The organism is Bacillus sp. BACIII, assembly GCF_057836745.1.
In genome coordinates, this window is sequence record NZ_CM174437.1 from 421861 (window position 1) to 445450 (window position 23590).

24 protein-coding genes are annotated in these 23590 nt (G+C 46.7%); 18 read left to right on the forward strand and 6 right to left on the reverse strand.

Annotated elements, in window-relative coordinates:
• Window positions 1-10: 10 nt before the first annotated feature.
• From ACXN9U_RS02245 to ACXN9U_RS02255, 3 genes are read right to left on the reverse strand one after another with little or no spacing between them, the layout of a single operon-like run.
• Entirely contained in the window at window positions 11-661 is a 651-nt protein-coding gene (locus tag ACXN9U_RS02245) for an amino acid ABC transporter permease (protein ID WP_060964670.1), read from the reverse strand.
• Window positions 662-718: 57 nt separating this feature from the next.
• The gene (locus ACXN9U_RS02250; protein ID WP_060964671.1) at window positions 719-1546 is read right to left on the reverse strand and encodes a transporter substrate-binding domain-containing protein; all 828 of its coding nucleotides are present in this window, start codon (window positions 1544-1546) and stop codon (window positions 719-721) included.
• Between the two features lie 20 nt (window positions 1547-1566).
• A complete protein-coding gene (locus ACXN9U_RS02255; RefSeq protein WP_060964672.1) occupies window positions 1567-2295 on the reverse strand; it encodes an amino acid ABC transporter ATP-binding protein in 729 nt (242 codons plus the stop codon).
• Between the two features lie 218 nt (window positions 2296-2513).
• Here ACXN9U_RS02255 and ACXN9U_RS02260 point away from each other — a divergent pair, with 218 nt between their 5' ends.
• The 13 genes from ACXN9U_RS02260 (at window position 2514) to ACXN9U_RS02320 (ending at window position 15775) form a co-directional block, all read left to right on the forward strand.
• Entirely contained in the window at window positions 2514-3575 is a 1062-nt protein-coding gene (locus tag ACXN9U_RS02260) for an AI-2E family transporter (RefSeq protein ID WP_060964673.1), read from the forward strand.
• A 331-nt stretch (window positions 3576-3906) separates the two neighbouring features.
• The gene (gene alaS / locus ACXN9U_RS02265) at window positions 3907-6543 is read left to right on the forward strand and encodes an alanine--tRNA ligase (protein ID WP_489202131.1); all 2637 of its coding nucleotides are present in this window, start codon (window positions 3907-3909) and stop codon (window positions 6541-6543) included.
• Between the two features lie 84 nt (window positions 6544-6627).
• A complete protein-coding gene (locus tag ACXN9U_RS02270; RefSeq protein WP_003152749.1) occupies window positions 6628-6894 on the forward strand; it encodes an IreB family regulatory phosphoprotein in 267 nt (88 codons plus the stop codon).
• A gap of 8 nt (window positions 6895-6902) precedes the next feature.
• The gene (ruvX, locus tag ACXN9U_RS02275; protein WP_016938833.1) at window positions 6903-7319 is read left to right on the forward strand and encodes a Holliday junction resolvase RuvX; all 417 of its coding nucleotides are present in this window, start codon (window positions 6903-6905) and stop codon (window positions 7317-7319) included.
• 12 nt (window positions 7320-7331) lie between these two features.
• Window positions 7332-7613 carry a DUF1292 domain-containing protein gene (locus tag ACXN9U_RS02280; protein WP_003152751.1) on the forward strand — a complete coding sequence of 94 codons (282 nt, stop codon included), beginning with the start codon at window positions 7332-7334 and terminating at the stop codon, window positions 7611-7613.
• A gap of 110 nt (window positions 7614-7723) precedes the next feature.
• Complete coding sequence (gene mltG / locus ACXN9U_RS02285; RefSeq protein WP_060964675.1) at window positions 7724-8815, forward strand: endolytic transglycosylase MltG; 1092 nt, start codon at window positions 7724-7726, stop codon at window positions 8813-8815.
• A gap of 150 nt (window positions 8816-8965) precedes the next feature.
• The gene (locus ACXN9U_RS02290) at window positions 8966-9619 is read left to right on the forward strand and encodes an O-methyltransferase (RefSeq protein WP_060964676.1); all 654 of its coding nucleotides are present in this window, start codon (window positions 8966-8968) and stop codon (window positions 9617-9619) included.
• Window positions 9620-9625: 6 nt separating this feature from the next.
• Entirely contained in the window at window positions 9626-10555 is a 930-nt protein-coding gene (locus ACXN9U_RS02295; RefSeq protein WP_060965131.1) for a peptidase U32 family protein, read from the forward strand.
• Window positions 10556-10572: 17 nt separating this feature from the next.
• Window positions 10573-11841 carry a peptidase U32 family protein gene (locus tag ACXN9U_RS02300; RefSeq protein ID WP_016938837.1) on the forward strand — a complete coding sequence of 423 codons (1269 nt, stop codon included), beginning with the start codon at window positions 10573-10575 and terminating at the stop codon, window positions 11839-11841.
• Between the two features lie 5 nt (window positions 11842-11846).
• Entirely contained in the window at window positions 11847-12482 is a 636-nt protein-coding gene (gene udk, locus ACXN9U_RS02305) for a uridine kinase (protein WP_016938838.1), read from the forward strand.
• Between the two features lie 253 nt (window positions 12483-12735).
• The gene (greA, locus tag ACXN9U_RS02310; protein ID WP_014470754.1) at window positions 12736-13209 is read left to right on the forward strand and encodes a transcription elongation factor GreA; all 474 of its coding nucleotides are present in this window, start codon (window positions 12736-12738) and stop codon (window positions 13207-13209) included.
• A gap of 52 nt (window positions 13210-13261) precedes the next feature.
• The gene (locus ACXN9U_RS02315; protein WP_489202132.1) at window positions 13262-15016 is read left to right on the forward strand and encodes a peptidoglycan D,D-transpeptidase FtsI family protein; all 1755 of its coding nucleotides are present in this window, start codon (window positions 13262-13264) and stop codon (window positions 15014-15016) included.
• A 63-nt stretch (window positions 15017-15079) separates the two neighbouring features.
• Entirely contained in the window at window positions 15080-15775 is a 696-nt protein-coding gene (locus ACXN9U_RS02320; protein WP_060964678.1) for a YrrS family protein, read from the forward strand.
• 39 nt (window positions 15776-15814) lie between these two features.
• Here the strand turns inward: ACXN9U_RS02320 and ACXN9U_RS02325 are convergent, their stop codons facing one another.
• Window positions 15815-16018 (reverse strand): YrzA family protein, encoded by a 204-nt coding sequence (locus ACXN9U_RS02325; protein WP_003152771.1) that lies wholly within the window; start codon window positions 16016-16018, stop codon window positions 15815-15817.
• Between the two features lie 183 nt (window positions 16019-16201).
• Here ACXN9U_RS02325 and ACXN9U_RS02330 point away from each other — a divergent pair, with 183 nt between their 5' ends.
• The 5 genes from ACXN9U_RS02330 (at window position 16202) to ACXN9U_RS02350 (ending at window position 19987) form a co-directional block, all read left to right on the forward strand.
• Window positions 16202-16843 carry a class I SAM-dependent methyltransferase gene (locus ACXN9U_RS02330; RefSeq protein WP_016938841.1) on the forward strand — a complete coding sequence of 214 codons (642 nt, stop codon included), beginning with the start codon at window positions 16202-16204 and terminating at the stop codon, window positions 16841-16843.
• Window positions 16844-16863: 20 nt separating this feature from the next.
• Window positions 16864-17559, forward strand: coding sequence for a 5'-methylthioadenosine/S-adenosylhomocysteine nucleosidase (gene mtnN / locus ACXN9U_RS02335; protein WP_060964679.1), 696 nt, complete (start codon window positions 16864-16866; stop codon window positions 17557-17559).
• Between the two features lie 46 nt (window positions 17560-17605).
• Window positions 17606-18529, forward strand: coding sequence for an O-acetylserine dependent cystathionine beta-synthase (locus ACXN9U_RS02340; RefSeq protein ID WP_060964680.1), 924 nt, complete (start codon window positions 17606-17608; stop codon window positions 18527-18529).
• A gap of 1 nt (window position 18530) precedes the next feature.
• Window positions 18531-19673: a bifunctional cystathionine gamma-lyase/homocysteine desulfhydrase gene (locus tag ACXN9U_RS02345; RefSeq protein WP_060964681.1), complete on the forward strand. Its 1143-nt coding sequence runs from the start codon at window positions 18531-18533 to the stop codon at window positions 19671-19673.
• Between the two features lie 83 nt (window positions 19674-19756).
• Window positions 19757-19987, forward strand: coding sequence for a YrhC family protein (locus ACXN9U_RS02350; protein ID WP_007408222.1), 231 nt, complete (start codon window positions 19757-19759; stop codon window positions 19985-19987).
• Window positions 19988-20025: 38 nt separating this feature from the next.
• On the opposite strand, the gene ACXN9U_RS02355 is transcribed toward ACXN9U_RS02350, so the two are convergent.
• On the reverse strand, window positions 20026-20517 hold the full coding sequence (locus tag ACXN9U_RS02355) for a helical membrane plugin domain-containing protein (protein WP_016938845.1): 492 nt from the start codon (window positions 20515-20517) through the stop codon (window positions 20026-20028).
• Window positions 20518-20534: 17 nt separating this feature from the next.
• On the reverse strand, window positions 20535-23477 hold the full coding sequence (gene fdhF, locus ACXN9U_RS02360) for a formate dehydrogenase subunit alpha (RefSeq protein WP_101605602.1): 2943 nt from the start codon (window positions 23475-23477) through the stop codon (window positions 20535-20537).
• Between the last annotated feature and the right edge of the window lie 113 nt (window positions 23478-23590).

Here is a 23590-nt window from a genome sequence, read left to right on the forward strand (position 1 = left end):
CTCTCCTTCTTTAATCACTTTTTCCGAGGCGTCTTTCCAAATAATGAACCCCGATGCTGAGCGGTATCGTTAAAATCAAATAAAAAAGCGCCGCAAAGATATAAACATCAAACACGACGAGAGTGCTTGAAGAAACGAGATCGGCCTGATACATCAAATCCAGTCCCGCCACCACTCCGAGAATTGATGAGTTTTTGACAAGGTTGAGAAATTGGTTTCCGAGCGGGGGAATCACGATTTTAACAGCCTGAGGGAGAATCACGTATCTCATCGCCTGACTGTAGGTGAAGCCTGACGATCTGGCCGCTTCCATCTGTCCCTTGGAGACAGTCTGAATTCCGGCTCTTATGGCTTCTGCGATAAAGGCGGACGTATAAATCGTAAGCGCGATCGTTCCCGCCTGAAAGCCGTCCAGTCTCAATCCGGCGTTCGGAAGTCCGAAATAAAAAACGAATGTGATGAGGAGAAGCGGAATGTTCCGGATAAATTCCACATACGCAGTGCTGATCCATTGGAGGGGTTTGAACGTCGTGATTCTCATGACTGCGATCAGAACACCAAGAGCGAAGCTGCCGGCCAGCGCGATGAAGCTCGCAAGCAATGTGTGCAGGAAACCGTCCAGGTACATATCGAAGTTTTCCGTTAAGATTGTAAAGTTCATGTTTTGTCACTCCTTATAAAACGGGGATGAGCATGTCTGCTCATCCCGCGGTCGATTCTATTTTGCCGGTTCTTCTTTAATCCATTTTTTATAGATTTTTCCGTACCTGCCGTCGGCTTTCATTTTTTTCAAAGAGGCGTTGATTTCTTTGACGAGTCCGGATTGGCCTTTTTTAACGGCGATTCCGTAAGGTTCATCGGTGAATGTGCCGCCTGTCAGCTGATATTGTTTATTTTCATCCGCCATGCCGTATAAAATCGCATTATCCGTTGTGAGCGCATCTCCCTGTCCCGCTTTAAGCGCAGTGAACGCTTCGGCGTAATTTTCAAATTCCAGCACTGAGGCGTCAGGCGTTTTTTCCCTGATGTTCTGTGAGGAAGTGGAGCCTTTTACCGCCAATACTTTTGAGCTTTTTCCAAGGTCTTCGGTGCTTTTGATGCGGCTTCCTTTTTTGACGAGGAGGGACTGCCCGGCTTCAAAATAAACGTCTGAGAAATCAACTTCTTTTTTCCGCTCATCCGTTATCGTCATCGTGGCCGTGATGGCGTCGATATCGCCGTTTTGCAGCATCGGAATTCTCGTTTTTGACGTCACTTCTTTAAACTCCGCTTTTTTCTCATCTCCCAGAATATCTTTTGCAATCTGTTTGGCGATATCAATATCAAACCCTTCGATATCCCCGGAGCTTGGGTTTTTCAGTCCGAATAATCTCGTATCCGTTTTAACGCCGAAGATGATTTTGTCTCTGTCTTTAATAGAAGCTAACGTGTCTTTTCCCGTGCCCTTTGAATCCCCGGACGTTTCTTTCCCTCCGCAGGCGGCCAGCATCAAGACGGCCAGCAGTGAGATCAATCCGAAAGATAACCATTTTGTTACGCGTGACATAAGCGTTCCCCCGTTTCTTTTCAGTGATTTAAAATACGGCTTAAGAATAAACGCGCCCTCTCTTCACGCGGGCTTTCGTAAAACTCAGCCGGTGCAGCTTCCTCTAAGATGGAACCGCCGTCGATAAACACGATGCGGTCAGCCACTTCTTTGGCGAATCCCATTTCATGTGTGACGACTACCATGGTCATGCCTTCCTTTGCGAGTGTTTTCATGACATCCAGCACTTCTCCGATCATTTCCGGATCAAGCGCGGATGTCGGTTCATCAAACAGCATCACCTCGGGCTTCATCGCAAGTCCTCTGGCGATGGCGACGCGCTGCTGCTGGCCGCCTGAAAGCTGTGAAGGGTAAGCGTCCGCTTTGTCGGGTATGCCGACTTTTTTCAGGTAATATAAGGCCGTTTCTTTTGCTTCTTCTTTTGATTGCCTGAGCACTTTGATCGGCGCGAGCATAATGTTTTGCAGAACGGTTTTATGCGGATACAGATGAAAATGCTGAAACACCATGCCGATATTGCGGCGGACTTTATTCATATCCGTTTTTTTGTCATGGATGGAGGCGCCGTTTACCGTTAAAACGCCTCCATCAACCGTTTCCAGCTGATTAATGCAGCGGAGAAGCGTGCTTTTTCCGGATCCTGATGGTCCGATGACAACGACGACTTCCCCTTTTTTAATGTGCAGATTAATGTTCTTCAGCACGTGGAACTGTCCGTAGTGCTTATTGACATCCTGAAATGAGATCATGGTCATCCTCCTTAGAAAAACATGCGTCATATTAACTAACAGTTATGGAAATTTCTTTAACGTTACGATGATTATACAAATTTCCGGAAAATATATTCAAACTTTTTAGTAATTTCAGATAATTAATTCCGTCATGAGGTCTGCGACATAAGGCGGACTTTAGGAAACGGGAATAATTCCGGCTTTCTGTCAAAAGATAAAGCAAGAGGTGAAACATCATGCTTCAAAAACCGCTGCAGCTCTTAATGTGGACGGCTGTATGTCTGCTCGTTTTGTTAACAGTGTATGTCTTTTGTATGCTCGATATGTTATGGTCACCCGTATGGCTTGTTATAAAATCTCTCTTTATTCCTATATTCATTGCAGTATTTATTGCTTATCTTTTGCTTCCGATTACTGAATGGCTTCATAAGAAAGGGATGCCTAGAACTTTAAGCCTGCTTCTGATTTATTGCCTGTTTTTCGGCGGAATCGGCTGGGGGGCTTATAAAGGGGTTCCTGTTTTAATTGAACAGCTGCAGGATCTGTCTGAGAGCATTCCCGGTCTTGCTGAAAACTACAACATCATGCTGAGGCATCTGCATAATCATACGGATCATTGGCCTGACGGCATGCACCATCGGATGGATAAAATGATTCAGCAGACAGAAACGTTTCTTGCCGGCACGATTGAGAGCACGATCAGAAGCATCCGTTTCGTGCTTGATTATATCCTGATCGCGGCGACGATTCCTTTTCTCGTTTTCTATATGGTGAAGGATATAGACGTCATGAAAAAGACGGTCTGGTATTTGACGCCGAAGTCTTGGAGGAAAAGGGGGAGTGAATTTCTGCGGGATGTGGACGACTCTCTCGGCGACTATATCCGCGGGCAGGTTCTCGTTTGTTTTTTGCTCGGATTAATAGCCGGCGTTTCTTTCTGGCTGTTCGGCCTTCCTTATCCGCTGATCTTAGGTCTTGCCATCGGGATTACGAATGTCATACCGTATTTCGGTCCGTTTATCGGCGCTGTTCCGGCGCTGCTCCTTTCGCTGGCGATTTCTGCTAAAGCTGTGATCATCGTAATCGTCACGATTTTTATTCTTCAATTTATAGAAGGAAACATTTTGAGCCCGCTCATTGTCGGGCGCAGTCTCAGAATGCATCCCGTCGTGATTATGCTTGCACTTCTTGCCGGAGGAGAGCTTGCGGGCATTCCCGGCATGATTCTCGCTGTTCCTGCAGCAGCCGTTTTAAAAGTGACGGCCATTCACTTTTTGCGGATCAGGACGGAACATTGACATTCGGGTTCTGCTTGTCTATAATTTCGAGTAGAATACATACGAATCTCGAGTGACGGATATGAGTACGCCGAAGCCCTGTTTAAGAGAGAAGCTCCGATACGCTGAAAGGAGCTTCAGCAGAAGATCGGCCGAAGCTAATCCTGAGTGCAGTTAAAGGCTGCCGCAGTCCTGCGTTACGGGATGAAAGGTGACGGGCCTTTTTCGGCCTGTAATCAGGGTGGTACCGCGAGACAGCTCTCGTCCCTGTGTGAACGCATGGTTTGCATAGGGAGAGGGCTTTTTTGCTGTCGCGAAAGAGAATTTCGGGTAGTGATAAGGAGGAATATAGATGAAACACTTAACTTCTGCTGAAGTGCGTCAAATGTTTTTAGATTTTTTTAAAGAAAAAGGCCATGCCGTTGAACCGAGCGCCTCATTGGTTCCGCATGAAGATCCGTCTTTATTGTGGATCAACAGCGGCGTTGCGACGCTGAAAAAATACTTTGACGGCCGCGTTGTGCCGGAGAATCCGAGAATTGTGAACGCGCAAAAATCAATCCGCACAAATGATATTGAAAATGTGGGAAAAACGGCGCGCCACCATACGTTCTTTGAGATGCTCGGAAACTTTTCCATCGGCGATTATTTTAAAGAAGAAGCCATCACGTGGGCATGGGAGTTTTTAACGAGCGAAAAGTGGATCGGCTTTGATCCGAAGCTGCTGTCTGTAACGGTTCACCCTGAGGATGAAGAAGCTTATACGCTATGGGCGGAAAAAATCGGCGTTCCGGAAGAAAGAATCATCCGCCTGGAAGGAAACTTCTGGGATATCGGCGAAGGCCCGAGCGGACCGAATACGGAAATTTTCTATGACCGCGGCGAGAAGTACGGCAATGACCCGTCAGATTCTGAATTATATCCGGGCGGCGAAAATGATCGTTATCTTGAAGTGTGGAACCTGGTATTTTCAGAGTTCAACCACAATCCGGACGGCACGTACACACCGCTTCCGAAGAAAAACATTGATACGGGCATGGGGCTTGAACGGATGGTCTCCGTTATTCAAGACGTTCCGACAAACTTTGACACTGATTTGTTTATGCCGATTATTGAAGCGGCAGAGCGCATTTCCGGAGATGCTTACGGAAAGGATGCAGTGAAGGACACAGCCTTTAAAGTAATTGCCGATCATATCAGAACGGTCGCATTTGCGGTAAGCGACGGAGCTCTGCCGTCAAACGAAGGGCGCGGGTATGTTCTGAGACGCCTCCTTCGCCGGGCTGTGCGATACGCGAAAACAATCGGTATCAGCCGTCCGTTTATGTATGAGCTGGTACCGACTGTTGCTGGAATTATGGACGCTTTCTATCCGGAGGTGAAAGAAAAGCAAGAGTTTATCGCCAAAGTCATCAAAACGGAGGAAGAGCGCTTCCATGAAACATTGAACGAAGGTCTTGCCATTTTATCTGACGTAATAAAGAAAGAAAAGGAAAAAGGCAGCGGCATCATCTCCGGAAAAGACGTATTCAAACTGTACGATACGTACGGATTCCCTGTTGAATTGACGGAGGAATACGCGGAAGATGAGCAAATGAAGGTTGATCATAAAGGCTTTGAAGCCGAAATGGAAAAACAGCGTGAACGGGCGAGAAATGCGCGCCAAGATGTAGGAAGCATGCAGGTGCAGGGCGGCGCATTGCGCGACATTACTGCAGAAAGCACGTTTGTCGGCTACAGTTCCGTAAAAGCTGAAGCGAAGGTGATCGAGCTTCTTCATGACGGGCAATTAATCAGCGAGGCGCATGAAGGGGATACCGTTCAGATTCTTCTTGATGAAACGCCTTTCTATGCTGAAAGCGGCGGACAGATCGGTGACAGAGGAGTGCTGAGAAGCGCGCAGACTGTCGTAACCATTAAAGACGTGAAAAAAGCTCCGAACGGCCAGCATGTCCACGAAGGCACAGTGGATAGCGGCACGATTCAAAAAGGCGCAAGCGTCACGGCTGAAGTTGAAGATCAAATGAGAAGCGGCGTGGTGAAAAACCATACGGCAACCCACCTTCTGCATCAGGCGCTGAAAGATGTTCTCGGCACACATGTCAACCAAGCCGGCTCACTCGTTACCGAAAACCGTCTGCGTTTTGACTTCTCTCATTTCGGTCAAGTGACGAAAGAAGAACTTGAACGCATTGAAGGAATCGTCAACGAAAAAATCTGGGAGAGCATTCCGGTAGCGATTGATCTGAAACCGATCAATGAAGCAAAAGAAATGGGCGCAATGGCCCTGTTCGGCGAGAAATACGGCGATATCGTCCGCGTCGTACAAGTCGGAGATTACAGCATTGAGCTTTGCGGCGGATGCCATGTTACGAATACGGCTGAAATCGGCCTGTTTAAAATCGTATCCGAATCAGGGATCGGCGCAGGTACGCGAAGAATTGAAGCCGTGACAGGAAAAGGCGCTTATCAGGAAATGAACAGCCAGCTCAGCCTCCTGCAGCACGCTGCGGACGAGCTGAAATCAAATGTAAAAGACGTGCCGAAGCGAATCCAGTCTCTTCAAGCGGAGCTGAAAGAAGCGCAAAGAGAAAATGAATCATTGCTCAGCAAACTCGGCAATGTGGAAGCCGGAGCCATTCTGTCTAAAGTAAAAGACATCGGCGGCGTAAAAGTGCTGGCTGAAAAAGTAAACGCGAAAGACATGAACCACCTTCGCACAATGGTGGATGACCTGAAGGCGAAGCTCGGTTCTGCGGTCATCATTCTCGGCGCCGTGCAAAATGACAAAGTCAACCTGTCAGCGGGCGTAACAAAAGACCTGATCGAAAAAGGCCTTCACGCCGGCAAAATGGTCAAACAAGCGGCAGAAGTCTGCGGAGGCGGAGGCGGAGGCCGTCCGGACATGGCGCAGGCCGGCGGAAAGCAGCCTGAGAAATTGGAAGAGGCGCTCGCATCTGCGGAAGATTGGATAAAATCCGTTTTATAATCCTTTCAACTAGTGTAGAATGAAGATAAGATGAGGACCTCAGGCTGAACTTTGCCTGCGAATTTGGGAAAGAGGTGCAAAACGGTGAGCTCGTTTGATAAAACGATGAAATTTAATTTCTCCGATGATTCTGCTGAAACAAACGTCGAAGAAGTGCTGATTACAGTATATGATGCGCTTCAGGAAAAGGGGTACAATCCTATCAACCAGATTGTCGGATACTTGCTGTCTGGAGACCCTGCATACATTCCTAGGCATCGCGACGCCCGAAACTTAATTCGCAAATTGGAACGTGACGAATTAATTGAGGAATTGGTAAAATCCTATCTAGAACAGCATAAAGAGGCGTAAATACACTCATGAGAATATTGGGACTTGATCTGGGAACGAAAACACTCGGCGTCGCTTTAAGCGATGAGATGGGCTGGACCGCTCAGGGCATTGAGACGATAAAAATAAACGAAGCTGAAGGAGATTACGGTCTGGACCGTTTATCCGAGCTGATGAAAGACTATAATGTAGAGAAGGTCGTGCTCGGTTTTCCGAAAAACATGAACGGGACGATCGGTCCGAGAGGCGAAGCCAGCCAAACATTTGCGAAACTGCTTGAAACAGCGTACAATGTCCCTGTTGTGCTGTGGGACGAGCGTCTGACGACGATGGCGGCTGAAAAAATGCTGATCGCGGCTGACGTCAGCAGGCAAAAACGAAAAAAAGTCATTGATAAAATGGCGGCTGTCATGATCCTTCAAGGATATCTGGACAGTTTAAACTAAGAGGTGAAAGAAATGGAACACGGCGAAAAACACATTACAATTGTCGATGATCAAGGTAACGAACAGCTTTGCGAAGTTCTGTTTACATTTGAAAACGACACATTCAACAAATCTTACGTTCTTTATTATCCGATTGATGCTCAAGACGATGATGAAATCGAAATTCACGCTTCAAGCTTCGAGCCGAACGAAAACGGCGAAGACGGCGAACTGATGCCGATTGAAACTGATGAAGAGTGGGAAATGATCGAAGAAACGCTGAATACGTTTTTAGCGGAAGAAGACGAAGAATAAAATGAACAGAAAAAGCCGGAGCGCATATGCCGCTTCGGCTTTTTTTGTAATAAATTGCCGAATGCCCGCGAATCATGTAGTATAAGAGCTGTTGGGAGGAAAATACTTGTATGAATATCAATCAGACTAAACATTCATTTCTGCGCAAAAACAAAAAAACGACGATAATACTGTCCTCCGTGATCGCTCTGATCATCATCATTTGCGGTGCTTTTTTCTATGGAAAATCTCTGCTGTCCCCGGTTGACAAAGGCAGCAAAACGACAGTTAATATTAATATTCCGAGCGGTTCTTCGGTTTCGGCAATCGCCGGAATTCTTGAGGATCAGCATGTCATCAAAAGCAAAAAAGCATTTCAGCTGTATGTGAAGTATAAAGGTGCTTCCGGATTTCAGGCGGGATTTTACCATCTGAATAAAGGAATGGACGCGGATGCGATTATCAAAAAACTGACCGCGGGATCTGCGGGGTATGCCTTTCAGATCACCGTTCCCGAAGGAAAACAGCTGACACAGATTGCCGACGCGATCGCAAAAGAAACATCATATTCAAAAGAAGAGATCATGGCAAAACTGGACGACAAAACATTTATCGACAAACTGAAAAAACAGTTTCCTGATACAATAACGGATGCTCTTTCAAACAAGAAGCTTAAGCATCCGCTCGAAGGCTATTTATATCCGGCCACATATCCGTTTAATGATCCGGATGCATCGCTTGATAAGATTTTGACGGCAATGGTTCAGGAAACAAACACCCGAATCGAAACATATAAATCTGAACTGGGAAAAAAGAAACTTTCCGTCCATAACGCCCTGACGATGGCATCGCTTATCGAAGAGGAAGCCACTGCCAAAGCCGACCGTCACAAAATCGCAAGCGTCTTTTACAACAGACTTGCAGAAAAAATGCCGCTGCAGACTGACCCGACGGTATTATATGCGGCCGGCAGGCATAAGAGCCGGGTCTTCTACAAAGACCTGAAAATTGATTCTCCGTTTAACACGTATAAACATAAGGGGCTGCCGCCGGGACCGATTGCAAACGCCGGGGATTCATCGTGGGAAGCGGCTCTTAACCCTGACAAAACGGATTATCTCTATTTCCTGGCAAAATCTAACGGTGAGGTCGTATTCACGAAAACATTAAAAGATCATAATAAAGCGAAGGAAAAGTATATTTCCAAAAAAGACAGTGAATAAAGGAGGGCAAAAGCTCTCCTTTTATTCCATTCTGAAAGGTTTTATGATAAAATATATCGGGTTGTTTACTTATGGATAAAGAAGTGTCTTAAGAGAGTGTCCCCGCGGATTCGTCAGGGGCACTCCTTTTTAGAACGGAGGCTGTTTGCCGTGAATGATCGGTATGAACAAATAAACGAGTATATAAACGCGATGCTGAAGCCTCGGCCTGATAAAGTGAAAAAGCTTGAAGCCTATGCAAAAGAGCACCATGTTCCGATTATGGAAGAAGCGGGCATTGAAGTGCTGCTTCAAATGCTGTCGATTCAACAGGCGAAAAACATCTTGGAAATCGGCACGGCAATCGGATATTCGGCTATACGGATGGCGCTTGAACTTCCGGATGCGGATATTTACACGATTGAACGGGACGACAAACGCTATGAAGAAGCTGTGAACAATATAAAAGACTTTGAAATGGAAAATCGGATTCACGTACTGTACGGGGATGCGATTGAACTTTCTGAGTCTGTCCGTGTCACGGCTCCTTATGATGCCATTTTTATCGATGCGGCAAAAGGCCAGTACACGAACTTTTTTGAGCTCTATGAACCGATGCTTGCGCCGGATGGGGTCATTTTCACAGACAATGTTCTGTTTAAAGGGCTGGTGGCGCAAGATCACTCGGAAATTGAGCCGAAAAGAAGACGGAAGCTTGTTGAAAAAATTGATCAATATAACCAATGGCTGATGAACCGGCCTGACTATCAAACGGTCATACTGCCGGTCGGAGACGGCATCGCCATCAGTAAAAAGAAGAGGTGAATGATCATGAAAAAACCTGAACTTTTGGTGACTCCGACTTCCGTACAGGATATTCTTCCGCTCATTCAAGCGGGGGCAACGGCGCTGTTAGTCGGAGAACAAAGATACGGCCTGAGACTGGCCGGGGAATTTTCAAGAGAAGATATTAAAGAAGCCGTAAAAACAGCTCATCAGGAAGGCGCGAAAGTGTACGCTGCCGTCAATGCTATTTTTCACAATGAAAAAGTGGACGAGCTGAACGGCTATCTTGCCTTTTTGCAGGAAGCCGGCGTGGATGCGGCTGTTTTCGGTGATCCGGCCGTTTTAATGGCGGCGCGTGAAGCGGCTCCCGGGCTCAAACTGCACTGGAGCACGGAAACAACGGGAACCAACTACTATTCCTGCAATTACTGGGGACGCAAAGGCGCACGGCGCGCAGTGCTGGCAAAGGAATTAAATATGGACAGCGTCATTGACATAAAAGAAAACGCCGAAGTGGAAATTGAAATTCAAATCCACGGCATGACGTGCATGTTCCAATCTAAGCGTTCACTAGTGGGCCATTACTTCGAATACCAGGGAAAAGTCATGGACATCGAACAGAAGAAAAAAGAAGCGGGCATGTTTCTGCATGACAAAGAACGGGGCAATAAATACCCGATTTTTGAAGACGAAAACGGCACGCACATCATGAGTCCGAACGATGTGTGCATGATTGATGAATTAGAGGATCTGATAGACGCCGGCATTGATTCTTTCAAAATCGACGGAGTTTTGAAGTCTCCTGAATACTTAACCGAAGTGACCCGCATGTACAGAGAGGCAATCGATTTGTGCATCGAAAGCCGCGAGACATACGAAGAGAAAAAAGAGAGCTGGATAGAGCGGATTGAAAGCATTCAGCCTGTGAACAGAAGCATCGACACAGGATTCTTCTTTAAAGAAACGGTCTATTAAAAAGGAGGGTGCAACGGATGACAGCCGTAAATCAAACCATTTCCAAAGTCGTAAACGGAAAACGCGTCATTACGAAAAAACCTGAACTTCTTGCTCCGGCAGGAAACCTTGAAAAATTAAAAATTGCCGTTCATTACGGGGCGGACGCGGTTTTTATCGGAGGACAGGAATACGGGCTCCGCTCTAATGCGGATAACTTTTCTATAGAAGAAATTGCAGAGGGCGTAGAATTTGCCAAAAAATACGGGGCGAAAATATATGTGACAACAAACATTTTCGCCCATAATGAAAATATGGACGGTCTGGAAGAATACTTAAAAGCGTTGGGAGACGCAAAAGTTGCCGGAATTATCGTCGCTGATCCGCTGATTATTGAAACATGCCGGAGAGTCGCCCCGGACGTAGAGATTCATCTCAGCACACAGCAGTCCCTTTCCAACTGGAAAGCGGTGCAGTTCTGGAAAGAAGAAGGTCTTGACCGTGTGGTGCTTGCCCGTGAAACGAGCGGACTGGAAATTAAAGAAATGAAGGAAAAGGTGGATATTGAAATTGAAACCTTTATCCATGGCGCCATGTGTATCGCTTATTCAGGCCGATGCGTGCTGAGCAATCACATGACGGCCCGTGATTCCAACCGCGGAGGCTGCTGTCAGTCGTGCCGCTGGGATTATGACCTGTATCAGACAGACGGTGCAAACGCGGTCGCGCTCTATGACGAAGAAGACGCTCCGTTTGCAATGAGCCCGAAAGATTTAAAATTGATTGAATCTATACCGCAAATGATCGAGATGGGCATCGACAGTCTGAAAATTGAAGGCCGGATGAAATCGATTCATTACGTTGCGACGGTTGTCAGCGTGTATCGCAAAGTCATCGACGCATACTGCGCTGATCCTGAAAACTTCGTCATTCAAAAAGAATGGCTTGATGAGCTGGACAAATGTGCAAACCGGGATACTGCGCCTGCTTTCTTTGAAGGCACGCCCGGTTTTGAGGAGCAGATGTTCGGCGAACACGGAAAGAAAACAACATTTGATTTTGCCGGTCTCGTGCTCGCATATAACGAGGAAACTCAAATGGTGACGCTCCAGCAGCGCAATTTCTTTAAACAAGGTGACGAAGTTGAATTTTTCGGTCCTGAAATTGACAATTTCACATTCACCATCGGCACTATTTGGGACGAAGACGGAAACGAGCTTGATGCTGCCCGCCATCCCCTGCAAATCGTTACATTTAAAGTAGACAAAAAGATTTATCCGAGCAACATGATGAGAAAGGGGAAGTAATCCCAATGGGTAAGAGTCCTGTAGTTATAGGCATCGCCGGAGGTTCCGGATCAGGAAAAACAAGCGTCACCCGTTCCATTTACGAACAGTTTAAAGGACACTCGATTTTAATGATCCAGCAAGACCTTTATTATAAAGACCAAAGCCATCTTCCGTTTGAAGAAAGGCTCAACACAAACTATGATCATCCGCTCGCATTTGATAATGACTATTTAATCGAGCATATTCAAGAGCTTTTGAATTACCGGCCGATAGAAAAGCCGATTTATGATTATAAACTCCATACGCGTTCTGAGGAAACCATTCCGGTTGAGCCGAAGGATGTCATTATTTTGGAAGGCATTCTCGTTCTTGAAGATAAAAGGCTTCGCGACCTCATGGACATAAAACTTTATGTCGACACGGACGCGGATCTCCGTATCATCAGACGGATTATGAGAGATATTAACGAAAGAGGCCGTTCTATTGATTCTGTCATCGAGCAGTATGTATCCGTCGTCAGACCGATGCACAATCAGTTTGTTGAACCGACGAAACGCTACGCGGACATCATTATTCCGGAAGGGGGCCAAAACCACGTCGCGATCGATCTGATGGTCACGAAGATTCAAACGATCCTTGAACAAAATGCAATTTTGTAATACCATAGCATAGACATAAATAACTCAGACCATATTATGTATAGGCTGGAAGGGAATGAGACAGTTCCCTTCTTTCCCTGTTTATAAACCGAAACATTTGCAGAAAACACACATTCAGTTTAAGATAAACAGTACCTATATGGGAGAGAAGAACGAGGACTGCCCTGTGTTCTCATTCTTGATTTTTTCGTTTATGCTCTCATACATAATCACACGTTATTGTTGAGGGACAACCACCAAGGAGTGAAGGAACATGGCACAAGAAAAAGTTTTTCCGATGACTCAAGAAGGAAAACAAAAACTTGAACAAGAATTAGAGCAATTGAAAACGGTTAAACGTAAAGAAGTAGTAGAACGCATCAAAATCGCAAGAAGCTTCGGAGATCTGTCAGAGAACTCTGAGTATGATTCTGCAAAAGAAGAACAGGCATTTGTGGAAGGGCGCATCACGACGCTTGAAAATATGATCCGCAATGCGAAAATCATCGAGGACGACGGCGGTTCAAATGTTGTCGGTTTGGGAAAAACCGTATCATTCATCGAATTGCCTGACGGTGAAGAAGAATCTTACACGATCGTCGGAAGCGCTGAAGCTGATCCGTTTGAAGGGAAAATCTCAAACGACTCGCCGATTGCCAAAAGCCTGCTCGGCAGAAAAGTGGACGAAGAAGTGACTGTTCAGACGCCGGGCGGAGAAATGCTCGTGAAAATTGTGAAAATTTCATAAGATCCGTTTAACAATGAAACACCTCGTCCAAAATATGGATGAGGTGTTTTTTATGATCGTATCAAAAAGGCTGAAAACGGCCGTGATTTGTTTTCTGCTCGTGTTTTTCTTTTTGCTTGCCAGGCTGGCTGAAATTCAGCTGTTTTTTACAGAATCTTTTTCAAAATCTAATATTAATCTGATTCAGGAAAGCGTCAAGCAGCGGACTGAAGAAGTCCTTATTTCAGACGGACGCGGTTCTTTTCTTGATCGGAACGGCAAAGAGCTGACCGGAAAAAAGCAGCCTGCCGTCGTTCTGTTTCCCTTTCTCGTGACGCAGGATTGGCCGATTGACCGGGTATCCGCCATTCTCGGGATGAAACAGGATGAGCTCAGGCAGCTTCTCACGGAAGCGAAAAAACCGGTGATCCTAAACAGCAGAAAAATAAAACATCTGACGAAACAATCCGTGTCAAATATCAATTCTTTGAAATATCCCGGCATTTACGGCGTATATATGAAAGACAGCAAAGAAACAAACATAGCCGCTCATCTGTTGGGCGCGACAAATCAGGACCCGGAGCTTTTGAAAAAGAAATATCCCGGCCGTAAGGAACTGCCGATCACGGCAAAAATCGGGACAAGCGGGATGGAACGGACGTTTGATGAGTTTTTGCTGGCGGATCAGGACACAAAACTTTTGTATCATGTCGACGGAAGGGGAAACCCTTTATTCGGAATGGACGTCAAATATACGGCAGAAGCAAACGCGTTGTATCCGCTGCAAGTCAAAACCTCCATCGACCGCAATATTCAAAAAGCAATGGAAGATGTATTGAAAGACCGCGGGTTAAAAAAGGGGGGAGCCGTCCTTTTAGACATTGAAAAAAGCAGTGTGCTCGGAATGGTTTCAAAGCCTGACGCCGACATGTCAAAGCAGCAGACACTGCAAAATTACATGCTGACGCCGATTTATCCGGGATCCGTGTTTAAAACGGTGGTCGCCGCAGCCGCAATTGAACAAAATGAAGTGAAGCCGGGCACATCCTTTAACTGCAGTCTCAATCTGTACGGAGAGCCGGGTGACGACAAAGGCACGCTCAATTTTGGAGAAAGCTTTGCCCAAAGCTGCAATTATACGTTTACAAGCCTTGCGGAAAAATTGGTCAAAAAAGATGACTCCGCTATTGAAAACATGGCGGAAAAACTCGGTCTCACACAGCGGGCGGGCTGGGAAGGCAAGCTGTACCGGGAAGACGGATTCAGGCAGCTGTATAATGAAAAAAGCGGCGTCATTTGGGGAGATGCCAAAGATAAAACCGTCAAAAGAGCAGTAGCCCAGACGGCGATCGGACAGAAAAACGTGAAAGTCACCCCGCTTGAAGTCGCCAATATGATGGCGACGATCGCGCGCGGCGGCGAAAAAAAACAAGTCAAAATCGCGGACAAAATCGAATACAAAAACGGAACGACGATGGCGTCATTCAAAGATCAGCCGTTAAAGGGGAAAACGATCGATAAATATACGGCCCAGCAGCTTCAAAAAATTCTCAGAGAAGTCGTCACTTCACCGAAAGGAACCGGCAGAAGATTTCAAGATCTGCCGTATGCGGTGGCGGGAAAATCCGGAACGGCCCAGACGGGAATGTTTACAAAAGATAAACAGACGCTTTACAACAAATGGTTTGCGGGATACTTTCCCGCGGACAAGCCGAAATACGCTCTCGTTGTGCTGCACATGGACACGCCGGGAGATAAGGCTCTGACAAATACAGTGTTTTATGATATTGTTAAAAAGGTACATGAAAATGAAACAAATCAGACATAGAACAACCGCTCAGCCCATGTTAAAATATATGCTGAGCAAGAGGGATAAAGGAGTGCAGAATGATTGAGCAATAAACAATCTCGTTTTGAAAACCGTGATAAGCGCAGAAAAGCAAATCTGGTGCTTAACATTTTAATTGCTATCGTATCTATTCTTATTGTCGTCGTTGCAGTCAGCCTCTTCATCAACAGTCCGTCCAGCGACGTGAGCCAGAAGCAGGAAACCCCTGCATCAGGCAAGACGAAGCAGACATCAGATGAGGACATAAAAGACAGCAAAAAAGATACGGCCTCAGACGATGACAAAAAAGATAAACAGGATAAGGACAAATCCGATTCATCTTCAGACTCTGACAGCAAAAAAGACGATGATTCATCAAAAAGTGATGACAGCAAAAAAGCCTCTGATTCAAGCGGCCCTTTTAAAGGAGCAAAAATAACAGAGGGCGGCTCATCCAGCGATGTCGATAAAACAATTGTTAACTCAAAATGGAAACCAGTCGGCACAAAGCAGACGGGAGAACATGCGGCGACGTATGACTCAAGCTCCGAAGACTGGTCCGAAATGCTTGACGCCATCTCTTACGCAACCGGCGTGTCAAAAGATCACATGACAGTGCTGTGGCTCGGAAACAATGGAAGCCCGCAAGATGCGAAGGGTAAAGTTTTAGACAAAACGAACGGCAAAAAGTATCAGGTCACCATCACTTGGGAAGACAAAAAAGGCTGGAAGCCGACAAAAGTAGAAACCTTAAAATAACCGCAAAAAAGCAGCTGACTCTTCAGCTGCTTTTTTCTGTCATACGTCAGCTGAAAAATGCACCGACGCGCTGTAAAGGATTCTGCCGTCAACGGCGGTCACCTGATGGGATACAGAACGGACGCGAAGCATAATCGCCTGGTTGTTTTCAATCTGTACGTTTATTTTCTTTTCCAGCTCCTGCAAAGATGCCGCTTCAAAAAATTCTACTTTATCTTTAATTAAATCCAATTGAAAATTCATCAGTATAGATCCTCCTGATTTTTCTTCTGAGTCAATGAAAGTATAAGCCTTTCTGCTGTAATTGCGCAATAATCCCAAAGTATTTTAGTACCCTTTCGCTCTTTTTTGTGATAGGATAGGAACTGTTCCGTGATTAATCCATACTATACTCATAGGAATTATAAATTATGGAGAGTGAAAAATATGGGCCGTGAATTTATTCCTTTATTTGAAGATTGGGCAGCGACTTATGACGCCACGGTGCACGGAGCTGACGAACAATATGCTGATGTTTTTAAAGGGTATGACAATATTCTTGACAGCATCGTCGCACTTTCGGGTTCTAACGTTTTAGAGTTCGGACCGGGCACAGGGAATTTAACGGCGAAATTAGCCGCCGCGAACAAAAAAGTGTTTGGTGTAGAACCGTCTCCGTCAATGAGAAAACTGGCAGCTGACAAGCTTTCTGACAGAGCTGTGTTCAGTGACGGGGATTTTCTGGAGTTTCCCGCTCCGCCTTTCCAAATAGATACCATCGTCAGCTCGTACGCATTTCATCATTTAACCGATGAAGAAAAGCAAGCGGCTGTAAAGCAATATGGCACAATCCTTCAGAAGCATGATAAAATAGTGTTTGCCGATACCGTCTTTAAAGATCATGAAGCATACGGGGAAGCCGTCAGAAAAGCAAACCGAAACGGCTATCACCAATTAGCGGACGATTTAAAGACGGAACATTATCCGACACTCGGGACAATGAAAAACATCTTTTCAGCTGAGGGATTTGCCGCAAGATTTACGCAGCAAAACGACTTTGTCTGGATAATGGAGGCGATTAAACGGTAAATCGAAGGGATTGTGTATAAATGAAACTGGCAGTCATCGGAGCAATGGAAGAAGAAGTTACGATTTTAAGAAGCAAACTGAAAGACGCAAAACAAGAAATGATCGCTCACTGTGAGTTTACGACGGGCAGCTATGAAGGCGTCGAAGTTATCTTGCTGAAATCAGGCATCGGAAAAGTCAACGCGGCGATCAGCACGACGCTTCTGCTTGACCGTTTCAAACCTGATTATGTGATTAACACAGGCTCAGCGGGCGGGTTTCATCATACATTGAATGTAGGAGACGTCGTCATCTCAACAGATGTCCGCCATCATGACGTGGATGTGACGGCGTTTGACTATGAATACGGACAGGTGCCGGGTCTTCCGGCAGCATACAAGGCTGATGAAAAGCTGATCAGCATTACCGAGGAAGCGGTTTCTGAACTGAACGGCATTCAAGTCGCAAAAGGCACAATCGCTACTGGAGATTCTTTTATGAATGATCCGAAGCGGGTTGAAGACGTACGCGCCAAGTTTGCGGATTTGTACGCGGTTGAGATGGAAGCTGCAGCTGTCGCGCAGGTGTGCCACCAGTTCCAGACGCCTTTTGTTGTCATCAGAGCTCTATCTGATATTGCCGGAAAAGAATCTGACGTTTCATTTGATAAATTTTTAGAACAGGCAGCCGTTCATTCAACTGAGCTTGTCCTGAATGTCATCAAACGAATTCACTAAGCGGGGGATTCTCGTTCTCCTCCGCTTTCAGGGGGAGGACACCATATTGAACGTGATAACAGATATTACAGAACTGATCGGACATACACCGCTGCTCCGTCTCAAGCATTTTGATATACCGGAGGGAACAGCGGTTTATGCTAAGCTTGAGATGATGAATCCGGGCGGCAGCATTAAAGACAGGCTGGGCGAGATGCTCATTGAAGATGCGCTTCGCACGGGCAAGGTGAAACCGGGCGGCGTTATCATTGAAGCGACAGCCGGGAACACCGGAATCGGACTCGCTCTGTGCGCCAGAAAGCACCGGCTTCGCGCCGTTTTTTGCGTCCCGGAGCATTTCAGCAGAGAAAAGCAGCAGATTATGAAAGCGCTCGGAGCGGACATTGTGCATACGCCGAGAGAAGAAGGCATGCAGGGAGCCATCCGAAAAGCGCTTGAGCTGGAGAGAGAGATTAATAATTCTTATGCCGTTCTGCAATTTAAAAACCGAGTAAATCCATTGACTTACTATAAAACACTCGGTCCCGAAATTTGGAACGCACTCAGCGGCAATATCCACACCTTTGTCGCCGGAGCGGGTTCCGGCGGGACCTTTGCCGGAACGGCAGCTTATTTAAAAGAAAAAAATCCTGCCGTCAAAACGGTAATCGTTGAACCGGAAGGCTCCATCCTGAACGGCGGAGAACCGCACGCCCATAAAACGGAAGGCATCGGTATGGAGTTTATCCCGGATTATATGGAAGAGAGCCATTTTGACGCCATTTACACGGTGGAAGACGATAAGGCGTTTTCGTTTGTCAGAGAAGCGGCCGAGAAAGAAGGCCTTTTAATCGGAAGCTCATCAGGGGCGGCTCTATATGCGGCGCTGGAAGAAGCGAAAAAAGCGCCCGCCGGCTCAAATATCGTCACCATTTTCCCAGATGGCAGCGATCGTTATATAAGCAAAAACATTTTCCAAGGAGGTCAGTAAGATGAAGAAAAAAACGCTGATGGTGCACGGAGGAATTACGGGAGATGAAAAGACCGGAGCGGTTTCCGTACCGATTTATCAAGTAAGCACGTACCAGCAGCCGAAAGCGGGCGAGCACACGGGCTATGAATATTCAAGAACGGCCAATCCGACGCGGACGGCTCTTGAAAGTTTAATTACGGAGCTTGAAGGCGGCGCGGCGGGATATGCATTCGGTTCTGGTATGGCTGCGATTACAGCCGTCATGATGCTGTTTGACAGCGGCGACCATGTTATTTTGACGGATGATGTATACGGCGGCACTTACCGGGTGATGACAGGCGTGCTGAACCGCTTCGGCATTGAAGCGGACTTTGTCGATACGAGCAGCAAAGAAAAAGTCCAAAAAGCCATCCGTCCGAATACGAAAGCCATTTATATCGAAACGCCGACAAACCCGCTTTTGAAAGTGACTGACCTCAAACTGATGTCTGACATCGCAAAAGAAGCGGGCGTATTGCTTATCGTCGATAATACGTTTTACACGCCGTATTTCCAGCAGCCGCTCAGCTTCGGCGCTGACATCGTGCTGCACAGCGCGACAAAATATCTCGGCGGCCACAGCGATGTCGTCGGCGGCTTAGTCGTGACGGCTGATAAAGAGCTCGGTGAAAAGCTTCATTACGTGCAAAACTCAACAGGCGGCGTTTTAGGACCGCAGGATTCATGGCTTTTAATGAGAGGCATTAAAACACTGGGACTCAGAATGGATGCCATCAATCACAGCGCCGGAAAAATCGCCGAGCTGCTTGAAGCGCATGATGCCGTTCAGACGCTCTACTATCCGGGATCAGCGAAACACCCGGGCCATGAGCTGACAAAAGCGCAAAGCTCCGGTTTCGGCGGAATGATTTCCTTTGATATCGGCAGCAGCGAACGCGTCGACGCATTTTTAGAAAAATTGAACCTGTTTACGATCGCGGAAAGCTTAGGAGCGGTTGAAAGCTTAATCTCCGTGCCGTCCAGAATGACGCATGCTTCAATCCCGCGCGACCGCCGGCTTGCACTTGGCATAACAGACGGGCTCGTCCGGATCTCAGTCGGTATTGAGGATACTGAGGATTTAACGGCGGATGTGAAACAGGCGCTTGATTCACTTTTATAAAAATTGGATAGATTTACATTATCTGTCGGCTGCCAGCTTATATTATAATGTTGTTAGACTATAAAACTGGCAGGTGGCCTTATATGGAGAAGAAAAGACTGAAATCATTAATAGAAGATTTTAAGCATTACGCATTTATTCTGCTTGCAGTCAGCACCTTCATTTATATCGGCGCGGTTCTTCCCGGACAAGGGCTGACGGCGGGCCAGAAAATGCTGATGTTTGTAACGGATTGTGTATTTTTAGCGGGCGCTTATTTCTGCGTGGACCGTTCACTTATTTATAAAAAAAGGCTGGAAGAAGCCGAGGAATAAAAAAAGCCATTGTCAAAAGACAATGGCTTTTTCGTTGCTTACTCAGACGGCGTTTCCCGTAATTCTTTTCCCATTCCTTTTAAAAACTGCAGACCGAAGCCGAGCGCGCGGTTAATATCGGGATCACCGGCGGCTTTCATCAGTTCAAACATACTGACTTTCCGGTCTTCTTTTAAAAAGCTTTGCGCCTGATCCGTTCCGGCCATGACGCTTTCTAAAAGTCTGCCCATAAATTCAGGATCAGCTTTTGACAGCGCGCCTCCCGCTGCCATCATCGTATTCAGGAGATTTGTGACAGGTTCCCGGGAAATCTGTCCGAGTGCGATTTTGGCAATTTCCTCTTTCGCCTGGAGCATATAGCCGGCGGCATCAAAAATGCCCAAGCCATTCAGCTCCGCCATAATAGACATCGTTTTCGCGACGGCTTCTTCATTTTCTGCGAGAAGCGTCTTCAGCTCTTCCAGCTTTTCTGCTTTCAGCTGTTCCTCCGTTTTTGTTTCTTTTTGAATTTCAGTAATTGGGCTTGCCATAATGCTTCCTCCTTTCCTTAATCAGTTAAGTGCACATAGCCCGGACGGTTCCATTTTCGCTGAGCTTCCACACCATTTTGCGGATGACGTTTTTTGTTCCGCGGATTCGTTTTCGGAAGCGGCGGAGTATCACAGGAACCGAGCACTTCCATGCGGACTTTTGTCTGCTTATAGGCAGGCGTATGTGTCCGTGAATCATACGCTGGCCCGGTCAGGAAATTAATCGCCGAATCTTTATCTGTAGAGTTCATCGGCAGATAAAGCTCATTTGCGCGGACGCGGTCTGTTACAAGCGCGTTCAATTTAACCGCTCCAAAAGGAGAGACGAGGCGGATCATTGTTCCGTCGCAAATTCCGCGTTCAGCCGCGAGCTCCGGCGATACTTCAACAAATACGTCCGGCACTTTAGACTGAATGCCTTTCGATTTGTTTGTCATATTTCCTTCGTGGAAATGTTCAAGCATCCGCCCGTTATTAATGTGCAAGTCATATTCTTCAGGGAATACGGCAGGCTCCACCCAATCGCTCAGGGCAAAACGGGCTTTTTTGTCAGGGAAGTTAAAGCCGTCTTCATAAAGAAGCGGAGTGCTTTCTCCCGTAAAGCTTCCCCATAAGAAGCTGTTCCAGCCGGTAAGAACGTCGTAGCTTGCTTTTCCGAACAGCGGAGAAAGGCTCGCCATTTCTGAGAAAATATCGCTTGGATGCGTGTAATTCCAATCAGCGCCTAAACGGTTGGCGACTTCCTGAATAATCCACCAGTCCGGTTTTGCATCACCAAGCGTCGGAAGCGCCTGATACAATCTTTGCACACGCCGCTCTGTGTTTGTAAATGTTCCGTCTTTTTCAAGAGAAGGAACCGCAGGCAGGATGACATCCGCGTATTGCGCCGTTCTTGAAAGGAAAATATCCTGCACAACAAAGAAATCAAGGCTGGATAAAATGTCATGAACATGGTTGGCGTTTGAATCGACGAGCGCCATGTCTTCGCCGACAAGATACATCGCCTTCATCTTTCCTTCTTCAATCGCATGGAGCATTTCAATATTATCAAGACCCGGCTTGCCGTCAATCTCGACACCGTAAGCTTTTTCGAATTTAGCACGGGCCGCATCATCGGTAATATGCTGATATCCCGGAAGCCAGCCCGGGAGAGTTCCCATATCGCAAGCGCCTTGAACGTTATTATGTCCCCGCAGCGGATAAGCTCCGGCACCCGGGCGGCGGTAGTTCCCTGTGGCTAGCAGCAGATTGGAAATCGCCGCTGATGTATCAGAGCCGCCTGTATTTTGAGTAACGCCCATGCCCCAAAGAACGCAAGTGCCGTCTGCATCACGAATCATTTCGGCAATGCGGATGATCGTATCCTGAGATAGTCCGGTAATGCGCTCCGCATAGTCTAATGTATACTTTTTCAGCGTTTCTTTATAATCTTCAAAGTAGTTGACATTCTCATCAATAAACGCTTGATCGTGCCAGCCTTGGTCAATCATATATTTCGTCACTGCCATGAGCCAGACTTGGTCAGTTCCTTGTTTCGGGCTGATAAAGAGGTCGGACCGTTCAGCCATTTCATTTCTACGCAGATCGGCAACAATTAATTTTTGTCCGTGCAGCTTATGCGCGCGTTTCACGCGTGTGGCCAGAACGGGATGTCCTTCCGCCGGATTAGCGCCGACGATGAGCACGAGGCCCGCTTTTGCGATATCTTTAATTGTGCCGGCGTCTCCGCCCATACCGACGGTGCGGAATAAGCCGTCCGTTGCCGGTGACTGGCAGTAGCGTGAGCAGTTATCCACGTTGTTGGTTTCAAATACTTGGCGCGCTAATTTTTGGATGACGTAGTTGTCTTCATTCGTAATTTTAGAAGAAGAAATAAAACCGACAGAACCGCTGCCGTGCTCAGCCTTGATCGAACCGAGTCTTGAAGCGACAAGGTCAAGGGCTTCTTCCCATGACGATTCAACAAATGCGCCGTTTTTCCGGATGAGCGGTTTTGTAATCCGTTCTTCCGAATTCACAAAGTCCCAGCCGAATTTACCTTTGACACAAGTGGAAATCGCATTAACCGGAGCATCGGAAACAGGCTGAATTTTCAGGATGTCACGTCCTTTTGTCCATACTTCAAAAGAGCATCCGACACCGCAGAACGTGCAGACTGTTTTTGTTTTTTTCGTCCGTTTATCGCGCATAGCCGCTTCCACTTCTGACACGGCGAAGATGCTTGTATAGTCGGGTTCCACATTTTTGACTAAATCAATCATCGGCTCCATGACATCTTCTTTGATGCCGGTCATAAATCCGGCCTGGCCAAGCATTGATTTTTCCATCAGTGCGTTACAAGGGCAGACAGTGACACACTGGCCGCAGCTGACACAAGAAGATTCATTAATGGCGACGCCTTCGTCCCAAATGACCCGCGGGCGGTCGCGCTCCCAATCAATGGAAAGGGTCTCATTCACCTGAAGGTTTTGGCATACTTCCACACATTGGCCGCAGGCGATACATTGATTCGGATCATAGCGGTAAAACGGGTGAGACATATCCACCGCGCACTTTGAATCGTCTTTCGGCGTATACGGATATTTCTGGTGCTCAATTCCCATCATTTCCGCTGTATTATGCAGCGTGCAGTTTCCGTTATTGTTATCGCAGACTGTACAGTAAAGCAGATGATTCTCGAGCAGGCGGTCCATGGCCTCTGTCTGAGCCTCTTTTACCCTTCCTGACGTAAGCGAGATTGACATTCCGTTTTCTGCTGCGGTGGAACAAGAGCGCTGCAATTTTCCGTTTACTTCAACAATACAGGTGTCGCATGTTTGAATCGGATCCACTTCCGGTACATGGCATATTTGCGGAATCTCAATTCCGTTTTGATTTAAAATATCTAAAATTTTAGTCCCCTCTGGTGCTTCATACTCCGTGCCGTCAACTGTGACACGGATAGACTGAACGTCTGTCACTTCCAATTCCCCTCCATCTTTTAAACTCGAAAAAAAGCCATGCACATAGATACCGGCCTCCTGTCCGGAGATCGGTATAAATACGCATGGCGGAATAGTTCACTAGCAAGTCT

Coding starts and splice junctions, on each gene's coding strand:
- ACXN9U_RS02245 (WP_060964670.1), bottom strand. CDS start 661: ATGAACTTTACAATCTTAACGGAAAACTTCGATATGTACCTGGACGGT.
- ACXN9U_RS02250 (WP_060964671.1), bottom strand. CDS start 1,546: ATGTCACGCGTAACAAAATGGTTATCTTTCGGATTGATCTCACTGCTG.
- ACXN9U_RS02255 (WP_060964672.1), bottom strand. CDS start 2,295: ATGATCTCATTTCAGGATGTCAATAAGCACTACGGACAGTTCCACGTG.
- ACXN9U_RS02260 (WP_060964673.1), top strand. CDS start 2,514: ATGCTTCAAAAACCGCTGCAGCTCTTAATGTGGACGGCTGTATGTCTG.
- alaS (WP_489202131.1), top strand. CDS start 3,907: ATGAAACACTTAACTTCTGCTGAAGTGCGTCAAATGTTTTTAGATTTT.
- ruvX (WP_016938833.1), top strand. CDS start 6,903: ATGAGAATATTGGGACTTGATCTGGGAACGAAAACACTCGGCGTCGCT.
- ACXN9U_RS02280 (WP_003152751.1), top strand. CDS start 7,332: ATGGAACACGGCGAAAAACACATTACAATTGTCGATGATCAAGGTAAC.
- mltG (WP_060964675.1), top strand. CDS start 7,724: ATGAATATCAATCAGACTAAACATTCATTTCTGCGCAAAAACAAAAAA.
- ACXN9U_RS02295 (WP_060965131.1), top strand. CDS start 9,626: ATGAAAAAACCTGAACTTTTGGTGACTCCGACTTCCGTACAGGATATT.
- ACXN9U_RS02300 (WP_016938837.1), top strand. CDS start 10,573: ATGACAGCCGTAAATCAAACCATTTCCAAAGTCGTAAACGGAAAACGC.
- udk (WP_016938838.1), top strand. CDS start 11,847: ATGGGTAAGAGTCCTGTAGTTATAGGCATCGCCGGAGGTTCCGGATCA.
- greA (WP_014470754.1), top strand. CDS start 12,736: ATGGCACAAGAAAAAGTTTTTCCGATGACTCAAGAAGGAAAACAAAAA.
- ACXN9U_RS02315 (WP_489202132.1), top strand. CDS start 13,262: ATGATCGTATCAAAAAGGCTGAAAACGGCCGTGATTTGTTTTCTGCTC.
- ACXN9U_RS02325 (WP_003152771.1), bottom strand. CDS start 16,018: ATGAATTTTCAATTGGATTTAATTAAAGATAAAGTAGAATTTTTTGAA.
- ACXN9U_RS02330 (WP_016938841.1), top strand. CDS start 16,202: ATGGGCCGTGAATTTATTCCTTTATTTGAAGATTGGGCAGCGACTTAT.
- mtnN (WP_060964679.1), top strand. CDS start 16,864: ATGAAACTGGCAGTCATCGGAGCAATGGAAGAAGAAGTTACGATTTTA.
- ACXN9U_RS02345 (WP_060964681.1), top strand. CDS start 18,531: ATGAAGAAAAAAACGCTGATGGTGCACGGAGGAATTACGGGAGATGAA.
- ACXN9U_RS02350 (WP_007408222.1), top strand. CDS start 19,757: ATGGAGAAGAAAAGACTGAAATCATTAATAGAAGATTTTAAGCATTAC.
- ACXN9U_RS02355 (WP_016938845.1), bottom strand. CDS start 20,517: ATGGCAAGCCCAATTACTGAAATTCAAAAAGAAACAAAAACGGAGGAA.